General features: G+C 60.8%; 13 protein-coding genes and 1 riboswitch. Of the genes, 3 read left to right on the forward strand and 10 right to left on the reverse strand.

The window, feature by feature from the left end; all coding sequences use genetic code 11:
• From ACFO3S_RS00265 to ACFO3S_RS00285, 5 genes are all read right to left on the reverse strand, one after another.
• A complete protein-coding gene (locus ACFO3S_RS00265) occupies positions 1-1,017 on the reverse strand; it encodes an ABC transporter substrate-binding protein (protein WP_378091012.1) in 1,017 nt (338 codons plus the stop codon).
• Between the two features lie 178 nt (positions 1,018-1,195).
• Positions 1,196-1,388, reverse strand: a riboswitch (cobalamin riboswitch).
• 162 nt (positions 1,389-1,550) lie between these two features.
• The gene (locus ACFO3S_RS00270; RefSeq protein WP_378091014.1) at positions 1,551-2,393 is read right to left on the reverse strand and encodes a DegV family protein; all 843 of its coding nucleotides are present in this window, start codon (positions 2,391-2,393) and stop codon (positions 1,551-1,553) included.
• A 78-nt stretch (positions 2,394-2,471) separates the two neighbouring features.
• Positions 2,472-3,932 (reverse strand): nicotinate phosphoribosyltransferase, encoded by a 1,461-nt coding sequence (locus ACFO3S_RS00275; protein WP_378091016.1) that lies wholly within the window; start codon positions 3,930-3,932, stop codon positions 2,472-2,474.
• 149 nt (positions 3,933-4,081) lie between these two features.
• Complete coding sequence (locus ACFO3S_RS00280) at positions 4,082-4,861, reverse strand: NUDIX hydrolase (protein ID WP_378091018.1); 780 nt, start codon at positions 4,859-4,861, stop codon at positions 4,082-4,084.
• Between the two features lie 78 nt (positions 4,862-4,939).
• On the reverse strand, positions 4,940-6,214 hold the full coding sequence (locus ACFO3S_RS00285) for a methyl-accepting chemotaxis protein (RefSeq protein ID WP_378091020.1): 1,275 nt from the start codon (positions 6,212-6,214) through the stop codon (positions 4,940-4,942).
• Between the two features lie 163 nt (positions 6,215-6,377).
• On the opposite strand from ACFO3S_RS00285, the gene ACFO3S_RS00290 reads away from it, so the two are divergent.
• Entirely contained in the window at positions 6,378-7,241 is an 864-nt protein-coding gene (locus tag ACFO3S_RS00290; RefSeq protein WP_378091022.1) for a metallophosphoesterase, read from the forward strand.
• 61 nt (positions 7,242-7,302) lie between these two features.
• A complete protein-coding gene (locus ACFO3S_RS00295) occupies positions 7,303-8,163 on the forward strand; it encodes a metal-dependent hydrolase (protein WP_378091024.1) in 861 nt (286 codons plus the stop codon).
• Positions 8,164-8,319: 156 nt separating this feature from the next.
• Here the strand turns inward: ACFO3S_RS00295 and ACFO3S_RS00300 are convergent, their stop codons facing one another.
• The gene (locus tag ACFO3S_RS00300; protein WP_378091026.1) at positions 8,320-10,080 is read right to left on the reverse strand and encodes a glycoside hydrolase family 2 protein; all 1,761 of its coding nucleotides are present in this window, start codon (positions 10,078-10,080) and stop codon (positions 8,320-8,322) included.
• Positions 10,081-10,242: 162 nt separating this feature from the next.
• Here ACFO3S_RS00300 and ACFO3S_RS00305 point away from each other — a divergent pair, with 162 nt between their 5' ends.
• Positions 10,243-11,142: an ArsR/SmtB family transcription factor gene (locus ACFO3S_RS00305; RefSeq protein ID WP_378091028.1), complete on the forward strand. Its 900-nt coding sequence runs from the start codon at positions 10,243-10,245 to the stop codon at positions 11,140-11,142.
• Between the two features lie 173 nt (positions 11,143-11,315).
• Here ACFO3S_RS00305 and ACFO3S_RS00310 read toward each other — a convergent pair whose 3' ends face one another.
• Genes ACFO3S_RS00310 through ACFO3S_RS00325 form a run of 4 tightly spaced genes read right to left on the reverse strand, consistent with a single transcriptional unit; the run spans position 11,316 to position 15,621 of the window.
• Positions 11,316-12,458, reverse strand: a complete 1,143-nt coding sequence (locus tag ACFO3S_RS00310) for a glycoside hydrolase family 76 protein (protein ID WP_378091030.1) — start codon at positions 12,456-12,458, stop codon at positions 11,316-11,318.
• Positions 12,455-13,534 (reverse strand): glycoside hydrolase family 76 protein, encoded by a 1,080-nt coding sequence (locus ACFO3S_RS00315; RefSeq protein ID WP_378091032.1) that lies wholly within the window; start codon positions 13,532-13,534, stop codon positions 12,455-12,457. The genes ACFO3S_RS00310 and ACFO3S_RS00315 overlap by 4 nt, the downstream gene beginning before the upstream one ends.
• A gap of 26 nt (positions 13,535-13,560) precedes the next feature.
• On the reverse strand, positions 13,561-14,718 hold the full coding sequence (locus ACFO3S_RS00320) for a glycoside hydrolase family 76 protein (protein ID WP_378091034.1): 1,158 nt from the start codon (positions 14,716-14,718) through the stop codon (positions 13,561-13,563).
• A 3-nt stretch (positions 14,719-14,721) separates the two neighbouring features.
• Positions 14,722-15,621 carry a carbohydrate ABC transporter permease gene (locus tag ACFO3S_RS00325; RefSeq protein WP_378091036.1) on the reverse strand — a complete coding sequence of 300 codons (900 nt, stop codon included), beginning with the start codon at positions 15,619-15,621 and terminating at the stop codon, positions 14,722-14,724.
• Positions 15,622-15,634 lie beyond the last annotated feature (13 nt).

The raw sequence follows: 15,634 nt of genomic DNA on the forward strand, positions 1-15,634 counted from the left end.
CTATTCCACCTTGTCGGGATGGATCGCCTTGGCCATATCCTGCAAAACTTTCGTCAAGCGCGGACCGACCCGGCTGATCGAATTGTCGTCCACCGCGTACAGCCGGTCGTTCTTCACGGCGTCGATCGCCTCGAAGCCCGGGCGCTCCTTGATCGCCTGCGGAATGCCGAGATCGAACTGCGTGTTGTGGGCGTACAAAATCACTTCCGGATTGGCCTGGATGACCGCTTCCGGATCGACCTCGAACCAGCCGCTCTTCTCCTTGGACACGTTGTCGCCGCCCGCCAGGGCAAGCAGCTCGTCCATATATTCTCCGCTGCCGACCGTATAGCCCGGCGAGAATTCCATGTAGACCTTCTTCGGCGTCACGCCCTGCAGCGCGTCCGTGACCCGCTTCAGCTCCTCGCGCATCGTCGCGGTCACTTGGGCCGCGCCCTCCTGAACGTTCATGATCTTGCCGACCGTCTCGATCTTCTCCATGACCTCTTCCAGCGTCTTCGGATCGGAGGCGTACACTTTCACGTCCAATTGGCGCAGCTTCTCGATGACGCTCGCCTGCATGCCGCCGTGCGCGAACACGATGTCGGGCTTGGCGGCGAGCAGAGCTTCCACGTTCGTATTCAGATCGCCGACGCGATCGAGCGTCTGTGCCTCTTCCGGGTAATCGCTGTAATTGTCCGCAGCGACCACCTTCCCGCCCGCTCCGATGGCGAACATCACCTCGGTCTCGGACGGGGCGAGCGTCACGACCCTCTCCGGCGTCTGCTCGAACACGACCTCCGCGCCCGTGCTGTCCGTCAGCGTCAGCGGATACTCCGTCTCGGACGCGGCGGACGGCTCTTCCGAAGCCGGCGCGGACGGCGGAGCCTCCTCCGAGGCCGACGCGCTCGGCGAGGCGGCGGAGGAGGGCGGCGCACCGGCCGCATTGTCTTCCTTGCCGCAGCCGACAAGTGCGGCCGCCATGAGAACGACGGCCAACCATAAGCCTAGTTTACTCCACATTCGTTGACTCTTCATACAATCCATCTCTCCCCGCGTTTCTATGACTAAGAGGAGCTTGACCGATTGAACGACCGACACGAAAAACCCTCCCCTCGAAATAGATTCGGAGAGAGGGTCAGCAAACAGGGAAAATGAAACGCGATCGTGCGTGATGCATTCCCGAGTGAGCCGTATCCTTATCCGCGAAGGATTTCGTCTGCTGCATCTCAAGGCAGGTCTCCTGACTGATAGGTTCACGACGAGCCTCCCCTTCCCATCCGATCGGACAGTGGCTACCGAGGCCGTCCCTATTTCACAGTGGCGGGACCGTGCCGGAATCTCACCGGCTTCCCTTTTAACCCGTTGCGTCTGCCATTCAGGTCGAACCGTTGAAGAGAAAGCCCCTTTCTCCATCTCATCGGGTCATCTCTTCGACGTATCATCGGTTCAACTTAAACAGCGGCAGCGCATCGGGCACCTTGAGATATAGAGTCTATTCAATTGCCGCAAGCTACCAATCACTTGGAATTATAGCCCGGGAGCGCGGGGATTGCAACCGTCGCCCTGCGCTATTCGCAATAATACATGAATCCGATCGCGCCGACGCCCGTATGCGTGCTGATGATCGGCGTCGTATCCTCGATCCCGAACTTGTCGTAGCCCGTTCTCTCTACGATGCTCTCTTTCAGCCGGGACGCCAGCTCGTATCCGGCGGCGTGCACGAGGCCGACTCCCCGGACGACCTTGCCCTTGACGTCCTCGGCGAACTGCTTCGTCAAATATTCGACGATCTGCGTTTTGGTCCGCACTTTGGCGACCGGGGTATACTCGCCGCCGTCCAGGCTGGCGATGATCTTGATCTTCAGCAAGGAGCCGAGCCATGCTTTGCCCTTGCCGATGCGGCCGCCCTTGACCAGATTGTCCAGCGTATCCACGACGACGAACAGCCGCGTGTTCCGGCGAATCCGGTCCAGGCGTTCGACGATCTCGCTGACGCTCTTCCCGGCTTTGGCCATCTCCGCCGCCTCGAGCACCTGAAAGCCAAGCGCTTTCGAAATGTAACGGGAATCGACGACGGTCACGCTCGACTCGGACATCCCCGCGCCCATCTCGGCCGAACGAACCGTTCCGCTCATTTCTCCCGTCATATGGATCGACAAAATGTCGCTGCCGTCGCTGCCCAGACGGTCGTACGCCTCCAGGAAGACTCCCGCCGGAGGCTGGGAGCTTTTCGGAAGCTCCGGAGCCGCCTGCATTTTCTCGATAAATTCCGCCGGGCGAATATCCACTCTGTCCAAATACGTGTCGCTGCCGATGCTGATCGATAGCGGAACGACTTCGATCTCGTGCCGGCGCAGAGCGTCGTCCGACAGATCGGCGGTCGAATCCGTCACTATCCTGATTTTGCTCAATCGTCTTCCTGCTTTCCTCGTGGACTAAGCCGCAGCTTCCATGTAGTCTATCATCCCCGCTTGGCCTGTCGCAACTTTTCAGTCTCCGGAAGATCCTTCCGGCAGATGTCGGCGAATCAGCTCGCTCTTCAGGTTCAGAACGGCCGGACTGTAGTTGACCCGATACGGCTCCGGATTCAGCTTGCGAAGATGCTCCGGCCAGAACAGAGCCAGCTGTTTCCTGTGCTCGCCGCGAATCTCGTCCAACCCCGGCAAGGCGCCGACCGGCTCTCCTTCGGCGATGACGGGTCGAAGCAGAGGAACTGCGCGATAGCGGGCCACTTTCTTGTAACGATGGGGATGCAAAGGATCGAACAGCTTAAGCGGCCTTCCTCCGGCGACGTCCTCGTCGCCCGGCAGCGTCACGTAATCGGCCTCCGCCATGCCGCTGTCCGCATTTACGATTCTGTAGACTTCCTTAATGCCGGGATTCGAGATTTTCTCGGGATTCGCGGAGACTTTAATGACCGGCTCCATCGCTCCTTCCTTCTCTCTGGCCGCCAGCTTGTATACGCCCCCGAGAGACGGCTGGTCGAACGCGGTAATGAGCTTCGTGCCGACGCCCCAACTATCGATTCGCGCTCCCTGCGCCTTGAGCTCGGCGATGAGGTGCTCGTCCAGATCGTTCGAGGCGACGATCTTCGCGTCCGGGAAGCCCGCCTCGTCCAGCATCTCCCGGGCTCGCTTGGACAAGTAGGCCAGGTCCCCGCTGTCCAGCCGAATGCCCTTCAAGCGCTTGCCTCGCCGATGCAGCTCGCGGGCGATGCGGATGGCGTTCGGAATGCCGCTTCTCAGCGTATCGTACGTATCGACGAGCAAGATGACATGATCGGGAAGCGCCTCGGCATAATCGCGGAACGCGTCCTCCTCGCTGTCGCGGCCCTGAACCCAGGCATGAGCGTGCGTTCCCGAGGTCGGAATGCCGAACCTCATTCCCGCCAGCATGTTGGACGTCGCGTCAAAGCCGGCGATATAGGCGGCTCTTGCTCCCCAGATTGCGGCGTCCGCTTCCTGGGCCCGCCTGGATCCGAATTCGAGCAGCCGATCGTTCGGGGCCGCCAGCCGGATCCTCGACGCCTTGGTTGCGATCAGCGTCTGGTAGTTCATGAAGTTAAGCAGCGCCGTCTCGATCAATTGCGCCTCGAACACTCTCGCCTCGACCCGTATGAGCGGCACGTTCGGGAACACGAGGGCTCCTTCGCAGACCGACGAGATGCTGCCGCTAAACTTAAAGCTTCTCAGCTCGGCGAGAAACCGTTCGTCGTACCGCTCCTCCTGCGTCCGCAAGTAGGCGATCTCCTCGTCGCCGAACTTCAGCTGACGGACGTATTCGACCAGACGCTCCAGCCCGGCAAACACCGCATAGCCGCCGCCGAACGGCAGCTTGCGGAAGTAGGCTTCGAACGCAGCCCGTTCGTTCTTCGTCCCCCGCTTCCAATGCGCATACATCATGTTGATCTGATATTTGTCGGTGTGAAGCGTCAGATTCGTCTCGCACATGGCGGAGGCTCCTTTGCGCTCTTGCGCGCGCGTATTGCCGGACCGTCCGGAGAGGTGCCTCGATCGGCGCATGCTCGCAGCGCCCATATGCGGCGGATCGGGAGGGAAGGAGTGAGCATCTGCCGGCGACGAGAGGGGGGTCCGTTCGTTCAGCTGTAAATCGACAGCTTCGGCTGACGCTCCGTAAACCGGTATAGCTGCGCGAAGCGCTGGGAATAGCGGTTGGACATTTTGCGCTCCCCGTTGCGGTCCCGCACCTCCTCCAGAATCCCCTTCCGGCTTTGCGTCGACGTCACTTTGCGGATGAAATTTTGGTCCTCGAACTCCGGAACGACCGTCTCGATCACCTGGTAGAGCTCGCTGATCGTAAATTCTTCGGGCAAAAACTGTCTGGCGATCGTCGTCGTCAGCATCCGGCCGCGAACGTGTTCCAGGGCGTCCCGCAGCATGGCGCGATGATCGAAGGCAAGCGTCATCTCCAACGCTTCGGAGACGGGAAACAGCCGAACGTCCGAAGCGTCGTCGGCCGCTCTGCGCTTCATCAGCCGCTCCTCTCGAACAAGCGCGCAGAAAGCGTGCGAGATCATCCATCCGCGAGGGTCTCTGCCCGGCTCGCTGTACACGTTCAAATATTCAAGATGGATGCCGTCGATCCCCGTCTCTTCCTTCAGCTCCCGCCGCGCGCACTCGTAGACCGACTCGCTCTCCTCGCAGAAGCCCCCCGGGAGCGCCCACAGCCCTTCGAAGGGCTCGTACTTCCGGCGGACGAGCAGCACCTGAAGCTCGCGGACGGGCAGCGATTTCTTGGCCGAACTCCGCCTGGAGGACGTCATCGTGAAGAGGACGATGTCGGCAGGCGCGCCGTCCGGACTCCGATGGCCTTGAGCCGAAAGGTTGGATGCATTCTGATTCCCGTAATCGCCGTTCACTTCGAATCGCCCGCCTTTCCTCGAATGATTCCTGGATTCCCCGGCATCCCAACGTACATCTCCGTACCGTTAGCATGCTCAAGAACGGAAAAATTCCGTCTTCATCCTCAGCTCGACAGATTTCGAGCGCAGCGAGTCGGTAGAGGCCGCGATCTCCTCCATGACCGCCGTCTGCTCCTGCGACGCCGAGTACACCTGCTCGGCGCCGCGACGGATCCGGTCGGCCACCTCCGCCACTCGCTTAGCCTCGTTCAACTGCACGGTCGCCTGCTCCGCCTGCCGGGCAATGCCGGCGGCCATCGATTCGACGATGCCGACCACGTGCCGGGCTTCCTCGTTCACTTCGCGGAAAGCAGCGGCGAACTGCTCGCCTTTCATCGCTTCGCGCTCCGACAGCTCGTATTGGGAACGAATGTGACCGACCGCCCGGCCGACTTCCTCCTGAATGTGGCGTATGAGGGTGCGAATGTCTTTCACCGAGAGGGCGCTCTCGTCGGCAAGCGATTTGACTGCTTGGGCGACGACCTCGAAGCCTCGACCGTTTTCCCCCGCTCTGGCCGCCTCGATCGACGCGTTCAAGGCGAGCAGATGCGTCTGGTCCGCAAGCTCGCCGACGACGCTGGAGATGGCGCCGATCTGACGGGCGTACTCGTTCAGCTTCTCGACGACGTCCATCGCTTCCTTGTTCAGCTCGGACAGCTGCTTCATGCCGCTGATCAGAGACTGGAACACTTCCTCGCTCTGCGCCGCCGCCCGGTTCATCTGGCTGGCGCGCTCGCGGGCGACGGCCGCCTCCTCGCTCATCCGGTCCGCGGCGGACGACAGCGCTTCCGCATCCTGATGCAGTCGATCCGCCGAATCCGCCTGAGTCTGCGTGCCGGAGGTGATCGCCTCCGATTCGTTCGTCATCTGCTCGATCTGGCCGGCGGCTTGTCCGACCGCTTCCTGCAGCTCCTTGACATGCGATTCCGTTAGCCTCGTATTGTCCTTAATGCCGTCGATCATCGTTCGCAGCTGCTCCAGCATCGTTACGAAGGCTTCTCCCAGCTCTTGCATCTCGTCTCCGGAACGAGGGGCCGCCGCGTGGGTCCTCAGATTTCCCTCCGCGGCTTCCCGCGCCGCCGACGTCAGCGACAGCAGCGGCTTAAGCAGCCATTTTGCCGCGAAAAAGCCGAACAGCCCGGTCCAGAAAATGCCGAACAGCAACGTCAGAAGAACAAAAAGCCATCCTGACATGAAATCGAACATATCTTTAAGTACCAGGAGAAAAAAGGCGCTCGTCGCGTAAGTCACCGCCGAAGCCGCCGTAATTCCGATCACCATCTTTTTGACGATGCCGAATTTCGGTTTCATGAAGCAGCCCCCTCGTTTGCCTGCAGTTTCTTCCATTGAAGCACGCATTCGGCCGCGATACTGTGACTTACTTCACATTTGGCCTTGCCGCGCAGGGGAAGGGGCCGCTTTTAACGAGCGTTCATCAGTGGTACATTAAGGTAAACAAAAGGAGGACGGCACCATGATGGCAGCCCTGGCCTTGTGCGGTCTGATCGCCGTATCGTTAGCGGGCTACGGTCTCTTCGGAGAGCGCAGGCGGCTGCGCGTCGTCCGGCACACGATTCGGTCGCGGCGGGTGCCGCCGGGCTTCGACGGCATCACGATCGTTCAATTCAGCGACGTTCACCTCGGCCCTTATTATTCGCTTCGACAGCTGGACGAACTCGTGAACGCCATCAATTCGCTCCGTCCCGATCTGGTCGCGTTTACGGGCGATTTGCACGACGCCCGAAGGAAAGACAATATCGCCAAGTACGACCCTTCTCCGGTTTTGTCCCGAATTCAAGCCCGTCTGGGCAAGTTCGCCGTATACGGCAATCACGATTTCGGATACGAGCGGAAGCTCCGCTCCTCGGGAGCGTTCCTGAGCCGGGGCGGATTCACGGTGCTGATCAACGACGCCCGGCGGGTGACGCTTCCCGGAGGGGAATTCATGACGATCGCCGGGTTGGACGATTGCATGCTCGGCAAGCCCAACCCGTCGAAGGCGGCTTCCAAGCTGCATCCCGACCGGTTTAACGTGTTGCTGGTTCACGAGCCGGACGTGGCCGACCGGCTTGCGCGCTACCCGATCGATCTGCAGCTGTCCGGACACAGTCATGGCGGACAAGTCGTCCTGCCGCTTGTCGGCGCGCTCGTCAGAACCTCTCTCGGCCGCAAGTATGTCGGCGGCCTATATCGGATCGGCAGCCGATTTCGCGACAAAAGGCCTTATGTGCTGCATGTGAACCGGGGAGTGGGAACGACGAGAATTCCGGTTCGCATTCGCTGCGTACCGGAGTTGACTGTCATTACCCTTAGATGCGAGGAACAAAGTCGGGATTGAATGAACAAGCCTATTGCAAGATTATAATAGGTAGGCATTCGAGACAAAGGAGGGCTGTCGGATGGATTATATGACCCATACGCTGTTCGGAGTCGCCCTCTACGGAGCACTGAACAAGGCGCATATGGACGTCAAAACGAAATGGGCGTTTTTCGGCGCTTCCGTCGGATCGAACGTCATTCCGGATATCGACATTCAATGGACGCGGGCCGGGGCGGACTATCTCCTGTCGCACCGGGGAATTACCCATTCCTTCGCGATGGTGCCCGTCTGGGCGGCTCTGTTCTTCCTGCTGGCTTGGGCGATCTTTCGCGTGAAGGATCGGCGCATTTTCTGGCTCGCGGCGGTCGGCGTGCTGCTTCATATTGTGAGCGATTGGACGAACGCATGGGGAACGGGGCTGCTGGAGCCGTTCACTTCGCGCAAGTACGCCGTCGGCATCATCCCCAACAAAGGCTATCTGTTCTGGGCGTTCGCGGCCGCGCTCGTTCCTTTCCTGCTGCTGTATCGGAGCGAGAAGCACCGGATGCGGATTTCCCGCGCCTTCTGGGGGCTGGGGGCGCTATATGTCGGATTCCAGATCGCGCATTCCGCCTATGTGTATGCGGATTTGAAGAAGGAAGGCTTCGACCGGGTTGCGATCCGCGCGGACCGAATTCCCGGGGGGCTGTCGTATTACGCCAAAAAAGAATTCGAGGTCGTCGAAGGACGCCACCGGATCGGCGGCGCAGACGGCGTCGTGCAGACGTACCGAATCGACCCGGTAGACGTGAACGCCCTGAAGCTGGACGATTCGGCCAGAATCCTGTTCCTGTTCGCTCCGTTCGTGGTCACTCAGGACTTGGGGGATCAGGTCCGCATCTTCGACCCCCGCTTCGCAGGCCGAGACGGGATGCTTAGCGTCGACGTTCCGAAGACATAGCCCGCGCGTCTCTCATGCGCCGGCATCGGTTCGGCTTTCGGGCCGACCGGCAAAAAAAACGCCGCCCGGCCTGTCCCCCGAGGGGATGCGGGCGGCGTACGCCAAGCACCGATACCGAACCGGAACGGTCCGTTTATCGGCATTCGCCTTCGCCGGTCATTTTCCTTCGACGATCGCCTTAATCTGCTCCAGCGCAATCTTGGGCACGCGATCGTACGTCAACAGCCCGTTGATCTCCTGTTCCACATCGGTAAGCTGCGTATAGCAGAACCCTTGAACGACGCCCGACGCCAGCAGCGGTTGGATAACCGCGCGCAGCCGCTCGGCGTAGTCCTCGTCGTTCTCGGCCCCGGAGTACCCCCAGCCCTCCCACTCGCTCTTCTTGTAGGCGATCCCGCCGAATTCGGTGACGAGTATCGGCTGCCCCGCGTAAGCGTGGCCTCCGACGGACAGCCTGCGGTTGGCCGGCATCGCGCTTGTCGCTTTCTCCCGCGAACTGTAGCGCTCCTCCAGCACTTCCCTGCGCCATTCGTAATCGTGAATGTTGAACAGATCCGTCGCGACCATCTCCCAGCCGTCGTTGGAGACGACCGGTCTCATCGGATCCAGCGACTTCGTCAAATGATACATCGTCAAGGCGTGCTGCTGCTGCCGCTTGTCGATCTGAATGTTCGGCACGCCCCAGCTCTCGTTCAGCGGCACCCAGGCGACGATGGACGGATGGTTGTAATCGCGCTCCATCGCCTCCTGCCATTCGTTCACGAAGCGGCGCACGTACTTCTCCGAATACTGGTACGCGTTGGCCGCCTCGCTCCATACGAGCAGGCCCAGCTTGTCGCACCAGTAGAGATAGCGAGGGTCTTCGAGCTTCTGGTGCTTGCGCGCCCCGTTAAAGCCCATTGCCTTCGTCAGCTCGACGTCTCTTCTGACCGCTTCGTCGCTCGGCGGCGTCAGATTGCCGTCGGGGAAGTAGCCCTGGTCGAGCACCAGCTTCTGAACATACGGCCGGTTGTTCAGACAGAAGCGGCCGTCCTCGATCGACACCTTGCGCATGCCGAAGTAGCTGGAAGCTTCGTCGATCGCAGCGCCGCCGGCCCGCAGCGTGAAGCGAACGTCGTACAGGTTCGGACGTTCGGGCGACCACCAGCGCCCTAGAGAATGATCGTTGAAGTCCGTCAGCCGGACCGTCCTCGTCTCTTCCTCGTTGTTCACGCGCACGACGTCGCGGGCCACAGGAGCCCCTTGGAAGCTCACGTCGATCTCCAGCGTCAAATCGTCCGGGCGATCTGTCCAACCTCCGAAGAAGAGCCGCATCTCGATATCGTTCCGGTCGATATCCGGCGTATACCGGACTTTGTCCACGTAAGTCCGGCCGACTGCCTCGAGCCACACCGTCTGCCAGATGCCCGTCGTCCGGGTATAGAAGATGCTGGCCGAATCCGGCAGCCAGTACTGCTTGCCCCGGGGAAGCGTAACGTCCCGGCTGTAATCGACGGCTTTAACGACAAGGGTGTTGGCCCCGCTCCGGTTCAGAATATCCGTAATGTCCGCGCTGAACGGCGTATGGCCGCCTTCGTGCTTCGCCGTCAGCGTGCCGTTCACCCATACCGACGCTTCGTAGTCGACCGCTCCGAAATGCAGAATCGTTCGCTTGCCGGAGAAGGACGCCGGGACGTCGAACCGGGTTCTGTACCAGACCGTATCGTGAAAGTCGGGATCGCCGATTCCGCTCAGCTTGCTTTGGAACGCGAACGGCACCTGAATGCGGCGGGACAGCTCCTTCTCCCCCGCATGCCATTGCTCCCGATCGCCGACGCGGCCGTCGTCGAACTCGAACTCCCATTCGCCGTTCAGATTCATCCAGTCCGCGCGTTCGAACTGAGGACGAGGATGCTCTTGCCGAGGAATTGCCTTCATGTTTGCAGCCTCCATTAGTTAACTTAGCGATAAACTTAATAACTATATAATTCACTTTTCACCCCTATTATGGATTAAAACAAAGGATTAAGTCAATACTTGATTGTTTAATTAACTTTTGAGTTATATAATAAAAAGAAACGCATTTGGCGGGGAGATTTTATGATCATTCAGGTTCATTCCAGAAATGCGGCTTATTTCGAGTGCTTCTCCTCCGAAACCCGGCTGCGCATGATCGAGCTGCTGAACGTCCGGCCGATGAACATCAAGGAGCTCGCAGCCGCGCTGGAGCTGTCGTCGGCGATCGTCACGAAGCACGTTCAGAAGCTTGAGGAGGCGGGAATTATAGGAACGGAGAGTCTGTCGGGGATGCGGGGAAGGCAGAAGGTATGCCGGCTGCTTCCCGATACGGTCACCTTGCAGTTCAGGACGCCGGAGGCGAAGGACGTCCGGCAATATGCAGTATCCGTGCCGATCGGCCAATTCTCCGACTTTCAGGTGAAGCCGACGTGCGGGCTAACCTCGGAGCGCGCCCTGATCGGAATGGTGGACGATCCCCGCTACTTCTCCGACCCGGAGCGAGTAAAGGCCAAGCATCTCTGGTTCGCCAGCGGCTTCGTCGAGTATCGCATTCCCAACTATCTCGTCGGCAGCCAGAGCGCGCAAAGCCTCAGCCTGTCGCTGGAGCTGTGCTCCGAGGCACCGGGCTACAACGAGAACTGGCCCTCCGACATTACGTTCTCGATCAACGGAGTCGTCATCGGCGTCTGGACCTGCCCCGGCGACTACGGCAGCCAGCGCGGAGCGCACACGCCGGCCTGGTGGAACATGGGCACGCAGCACGGATTGCTGAAGACGATTGCGGTCCGGGCGGACGGCACTTACCTGGACGGACTTTATCTGTCCGATACGACCATCTCCGATCTCGGCATACGCTACGGAGAAGATCTGCGCTTCCGCATCGCCAGCCGAGAGGACGCCGAGCATCCCGGCGGCGTCAGCTTGTTCGGCCGCCATTTCGGCAATTACGATCAGGAGATCGAGGTTACGGTTCACTATTAATTAACGAAGGCTGCCCCGCTGCCCTCTTGAGAGTTCGCAGCGAAGCAGCCCCAGCGCTTCATTCCTTTGAAATATGATCCTGCAACTGATCAAAAAGCTCCGTCGTGCGAAAATCATAGAAGAAGTCTCCATTTTTTTTCATCCCAACTTCAATCATACAACATTCCAATTGGTTATAGGATAGCGCCTGGCAAATCCTCCCCTTGCTCCCACTCCAACCCCGCCAAAGCCTCCGCCAGCATGATACCGCTCAACCGGACGCTAAGCTGGACCGGGCCGGCCGGAGGCGTCGACCACGACGGGCCGATCGCGCCGGACGCGCGGTCGATTCCGCGGTCCCACAGCGTCTCTCCGTTGCGGCGCAAGAGGTCGGTCCACTCTGCCGCCCCTTGAGCCTGCCGGTCGATCATCAGCTTGACGTAACGAACGAGAATGCCTTTGAATAAGCCGGTATCGTCGATCCCTTCGTCCGGCAGCATACCCGTCTCCGGATCGACCAAGCGGTCGATCGTCGCCCGCGCCGTCCTCTCCGCCTCGCGCAAATACCGATCCTCGCTCGTCAGAGCGTACAGCTCCAGCCCCCCTCCGATCATAACGCCTTGGCAATAGGTGAACGCCCAGTCGTAATCGATTCGCCCGTCGCCAAGCCGGTTCATTCCGTCCCAGACAAAGCCCGTCTCCGGGTCGACAAGGTTGCCAAGATTCCACTCGTAGATCCGCTTCGCCCAGATCAAATCGTCCTCCGCCCCAAAGCGCGCGTGCAGCCGGGCGGCGAGAATCGCGGCGGGCGCGTTGGCCGGCGTGTTTTTGTAGTCCAATTGATCCTTCTTCCACGCCAGCCCGCCTCCCATATGCCCGTTCCAGGCGGTGCGAATATCTTCCCACAGGTCGAGCACGGCCAGCTTGTATGCCTCCTCGCCGGTATGGTCGTACATTCTGAGCAGAGCCAGCGCCGTCCATTCCATATCGTCGTAATAGTTGTGGCGATAGGTGCCGCCGTTGGATGCTTTGAGGCCTCGGGCCAACCGCTTGGCGCGTTCCAAATACTTGGCGTCCCGGCTCCGCTCCCAGCCGTCGACCAGCGCGTCGATCGCATGGGCCTGCCACCAGTAGTAATAGTTCTCGCCTTCCGTCCCTTTCTTCTTCGGATGCCATTGATTCATTATGGCCGTCCGTTCGTTCCAATAGTGGCAATAGAAGGCCTCCTGCAGCGCTTCGGCGCGTTCGGTCCAGACGCCGGCGCCTTCGCCGGCGGGAATGGCCGGCCGTCGTGCGCCAGTCTCTTGACCGCTTGTCGATTCCAGCTCCCGGTTCATGCGGTCGCCTCCGTCCGGCCGGCAGGCTCTGCGGCCTCAAGACGCGCGGCCGCCTCCAGCAAAATGATGCCGCTGAGCTGCGTTCCCAGCTCGACCGTCCCGCCCGGAGGCTCGCTCCAATTCGGGCCGAACAGCGTCCGCTGCGGGTCTCTTCCTCGGGACCACAGCAGGTCGGCGTTGCCGGCAATCAGCTTCGCCGGCTCCCCGCTGCGGGAAGGATCGGCGAGCGCGAGCTGTGCCAGGTAACGGACGAAAATGCCCTTGAACAGCCCGCCGTCGCCGTTCCCTTCGTTCGGCAGCGCCCCCGTCTCCGGGTCGGCCAGCCTGGCGACGGCAGCGGCGGCCGTCCGCCGGGCGTCCCGCAAGTACCCCTTGTCCCCGGTCGCCCGATACAGCTCCAGCGCCGCGCCGATGAACACGCCCTGACAGTACGTGAATTCCCAAGCTTTGTCGATCGCGCCGTCGCCCTCCCGATTGATGCCGTCCCAGACGAAGCCGCTTTCGGGATCGACGAGGTTGTTTTTCAGCCATTCGTAGATTTTCACGGCCCAGCCCAGATCGGCTTCGTCTCCGAACCGCGCATGCAGCCGGGCGGCCAGGATGGCGGCGGGCGCGTTGGCCGGCGTGTTTTTGTAGTCGAGCTGGCTTTTCTGCCAGGCGATGCCTCCGCCCATATGCCCGTTCCAGCCGGTCTTGATGTCGTCCCAGAGCAGCAGCGCCGCTTCCTTGTACTTCTCCGTTCCGGTCGCGCCGTAGGCTCGGAGCCAGGCGATCGCCATCCACTCCATGTCGTCGTACAGCGCGTTCGGCCATACGCCTCCGTTCCGTCTGAGCAGCCCTTCGTACAAAGCGTCGAGCCGCTCGGCGTACCGGGAATCTCCGGTCCGCTCCAATCCGTCCGTCAACGTCTCGACCGCGTGGGCCATCCACCAGTAGTGGAAAATCGTATTGCATTCGCCGTTCGGACACGGCGTCTCGATGTCGAACATGCCGATCCCGGCATTCCAGTAACGTTCCGCCAGCGCCTGCTGCGCCAGATCGGCCCGAGCGGCCCATGCTTCCGTCTGATATGTCATATGCGATCACCGCTCCGTTTTCTTTATTAAAATCCGAGGCTCTCCAGCCTGGCCGCCTGTTCGACGAGGATGACTCCGCTTAGCTGCGAGCTGAGCTGGACGACCGTCTCCGGAGGCTGCGCCCAAGAGGTGCCGAACCTCGCCGCATCGCCGGCTCTGCCGTAGTCCCACAGGCTGTCCGCGTTGTTCAGTATCAGGCTTCCGTATTCCCGGCCTCGCTCCGCGTCGCGCGCCGCCCACTCGGTCAAGTAACGGACAAGCACGCCTTTGAACAAGCCTCCGTCGCCGTCGCCTTCGTTCGGCAGCAAGCCGGTCGCCGGGCTGGCCATCTCGCTCAGCACGTAGTCGGCCGTCCGGTTCGCGTCTTCCCGGTACTTCTCTTCGCCCGTCTGCTCGTACAGCTCCATCGCCGCGCCGATAAACACGCCTTGTCCGTAGGTAAACTTCCAATCTTTATCGATCTGACCGTCGCCCGTCCGGTTAATTCCGTCCCACACAAGGCCGGATACGGGATCGACCAGCGTGCGCTTCTGCCAATCGTAGAGGTTCAGCGCCCACTGCAAATCGTCCTGCGAGCCGAAGTTCCGGTACAATCTGGCGGCCAGAATGACGGCCGGCGCGTTCGCAGGCGTGTTCTTGTAGTCAAGCTGCTCCTTGCGCCAGGCGATGCCTCCGCCCATCTCCTCGTTCCAGCCGGTGCGAATGTCCGCCCACAGCTCGAGCGCGGCTTCCTTGTAGCGGTCCTCTCCCAGCAGCTCGTAGGCCCGGAGCCAGGCCAGCGCCATCCATTCCATATCGTCGTAGTACCCGTTCGTCCATACGCCGGCGTTGCGGGCGCGAACGCCATCGAACAGTTCCCCGATCTGCGCTTTCGTCTCCTCGTTCCCGGTCCGCTCGTACCGGTCGAGCAGAGCGTCGGCCGCATGCGCCTGCCACCAGTAGTTAAACGGATCGGTGCAGGCCTGCAGAATACAAGGAGACGCGTTGTTGAACATGCCCCGCTTGCCGTCCCAGAACGAGAGATCAAGCTCCGCTCCCGCCTCGTCCGCGCGAGCCCCCCAGACTTCCCGCTTCGTCTCGCCCGTCCAGCCCGGCGCGATCCAGAGCAGAATCGCCGACGCCAACGCTAACCCCAGCGCGGCGCCTCCCATCCAGACGATTCGTTTCGTCCCGATATCGATCATCCCCTACCCCTTCACTCCGCTGAACGCGATGCCCTGCACGAAGTATTTTTGCAGCAGAACAAACAAGACAAGGATCGGCAGCGTCGCGACGATCGCGCCTGCCATCATCGGGCCGAAGTCGGTTTGATAATTATAGGAAAACGCCTGCAGCCCCATCTGGATCGTATGCTTCAACGGATCGTTCAGCACGATCATCGGCCAGAGAAAAGCGTTCCAGCCGGCCTGGAAGGTAAATATTCCGAGCGTCGCCAGCGCCGGCTTCGTCAGCGGAAGATAGATTTGCCAGAAAATCCGGAACTCCCCCGCTCCTTCGATGCGCGCCACCTCCATCATGTCGCTGGGCAGCGTCAGAAAAAACTGGCGCATGAAGAACACCGCGAACGAGCCCGCCGCGCCGGGAAGAATGACCGCCCAGAACGAATTCAGCAGGCCGCGCCCTCCCTCTCCCATCCAGTCGTTGCCGCCGAGGAACGGCAGATGCATGAGCACGTAGAAGCTCGGAATCATCGTCACGACGCCCGGAATCATCATCGCCGCAAGCAGGATGCGGAACAGCGGCTTGTTGAGCCGGAACGTCAGCTTGGCGAACGCGTAGCCGGCCAGCGAGCCGAGAAACAGATTCGACAGCACGCCCATGACTGCGAGGTAGAAGGAGTTGCCGAAATATCTCAGGAAAGGAACGGTCGTGAAAGCGTCCCTGTAGTGCTCCAGCGTAAAATGCGAGGGCAGCCACCGGATCGGAAACGCGAAGATTTCATTGTCCGGCTTGAGCGAAGTGAGCACGCTCCATAAGAACGGAAGGAACAGGACCAGCGACACGGCCGAGGCCGTCACGTAAAAAGCGGCCGTGCCCAGCGTCCGGCCGGCGCCGGGGCTCAAGCCGGCGGCGGATGTTGTTTTCATGACGTTTCCCCCC

The organism is Cohnella hongkongensis (assembly GCF_042654645.1).
GTDB lineage: Bacteria > Bacillota > Bacilli > Paenibacillales > Paenibacillaceae > Cohnella > Cohnella hongkongensis.

Excerpts from the sequence above, each read along its gene's own strand:
- ACFO3S_RS00265 (WP_378091012.1), bottom strand. The coding sequence starts at position 1,017 with ATGAAGAGTCAACGAATGTGGAGTAAACTAGGCTTATGGTTGGCCGTC.
- ACFO3S_RS00275 (WP_378091016.1), bottom strand. The coding sequence starts at position 3,932 with ATGTGCGAGACGAATCTGACGCTTCACACCGACAAATATCAGATCAAC.
- ACFO3S_RS00285 (WP_378091020.1), bottom strand. The coding sequence starts at position 6,214 with ATGAAACCGAAATTCGGCATCGTCAAAAAGATGGTGATCGGAATTACG.
- ACFO3S_RS00290 (WP_378091022.1), top strand. The coding sequence starts at position 6,378 with ATGATGGCAGCCCTGGCCTTGTGCGGTCTGATCGCCGTATCGTTAGCG.
- ACFO3S_RS00295 (WP_378091024.1), top strand. The coding sequence starts at position 7,303 with ATGGATTATATGACCCATACGCTGTTCGGAGTCGCCCTCTACGGAGCA.
- ACFO3S_RS00300 (WP_378091026.1), bottom strand. The coding sequence starts at position 10,080 with ATGAAGGCAATTCCTCGGCAAGAGCATCCTCGTCCTCAGTTCGAACGC.
- ACFO3S_RS00305 (WP_378091028.1), top strand. The coding sequence starts at position 10,243 with ATGATCATTCAGGTTCATTCCAGAAATGCGGCTTATTTCGAGTGCTTC.
- ACFO3S_RS00310 (WP_378091030.1), bottom strand. The coding sequence starts at position 12,458 with ATGAACCGGGAGCTGGAATCGACAAGCGGTCAAGAGACTGGCGCACGA.
- ACFO3S_RS00315 (WP_378091032.1), bottom strand. The coding sequence starts at position 13,534 with ATGACATATCAGACGGAAGCATGGGCCGCTCGGGCCGATCTGGCGCAG.
- ACFO3S_RS00320 (WP_378091034.1), bottom strand. The coding sequence starts at position 14,718 with ATGATCGATATCGGGACGAAACGAATCGTCTGGATGGGAGGCGCCGCG.
- ACFO3S_RS00325 (WP_378091036.1), bottom strand. The coding sequence starts at position 15,621 with ATGAAAACAACATCCGCCGCCGGCTTGAGCCCCGGCGCCGGCCGGACG.